The following is an 848-nucleotide window of genomic DNA, read 5'->3' on the forward strand; positions in this document are numbered from 1 at the left end:
AATAATACAACCAGCAATGGTTTTGAAGTTGGTACAGACGTTGAATATGGTGCGATTCATCATTTTGGTGGTGAAATCAAGCATGAAGCTCGTCAAAGCACGGTTTACTTCCGACAGAATCAAAAGACTGGTGTTGTCGGTAATCGGTTTGTTCGCCAAACACGATCTAACTTTGCTCAAGATGTGACTGTCGGTGCTTATACCGTAAAAATTCCTGCACGTGCATGGCTGGGTCTAACCAGCGACGATGAGCATGATCTATTAAATATTATTGAGGATGTAGTGCTGGATGAGTGACGAAAATCTATATGCGGTACGTGACGAAATAGTAGAGCGCCTCGAGCATTTCATGGGTGAATGGGGTGTAAAGAAAATCTACACACCTAAGAATTTGGGTATGACAACTGAGTTGTCACAAATCACTCCGAATATCCAAGTCAATTTTCGCCGTACCAAAAGTGCAGGAGTGGTGAGCAAAGGCGATGCGCTCAAACTGAAAGTGGTCTGGGAAGTAACGGCTTGCTGTAAGCATGCTGCATCACAGGTAACAGATGGTTCGAAAGCATTTGATATGGCTGGTGATCTAACCATTAAGATCATCAAAAAATTAAGTGGATGGGAACCTTCATCCAGCGCTGAGCCATTGATATACGTAAATACTGAAGAAGATATCTCTAAAAGCTGTGTTTACTCAACAGTGGTGTTGGAGTCTGAGTTATTTATTCAAACAGAACCTGATTAAGGAAGCTTATGAAAATGCAGTACAAAGCCCTAAAGCCAATTGGCCCATGGGTGAAAGGTCAAACTGTTGGTGATCTACCCCAAGAAAAAATTAAACAGCTTTTAGA

At 41.9% G+C, this 848-nt stretch carries 2 protein-coding genes; both read left to right on the forward strand.

Annotated elements, in window-relative coordinates:
- On the forward strand, window positions 1–297 hold a 297-nt coding region (locus D9K81_RS18215), incomplete at its 5' end, for a phage virion morphogenesis protein (protein WP_171406975.1).
- Complete coding sequence (locus D9K81_RS18220) at window positions 290–742, forward strand: phage tail terminator protein (RefSeq protein ID WP_120376189.1); 453 nt, start codon at window positions 290–292, stop codon at window positions 740–742. The genes D9K81_RS18215 and D9K81_RS18220, both read left to right, overlap by 8 nt.
- The last annotated feature ends 106 nt before the right edge of the window (window positions 743–848 follow it).

It is taken from the genome of Acinetobacter chengduensis (genome assembly GCF_003664645.1).
GTDB classification, from domain to species: domain Bacteria; phylum Pseudomonadota; class Gammaproteobacteria; order Pseudomonadales; family Moraxellaceae; genus Acinetobacter; species Acinetobacter chengduensis.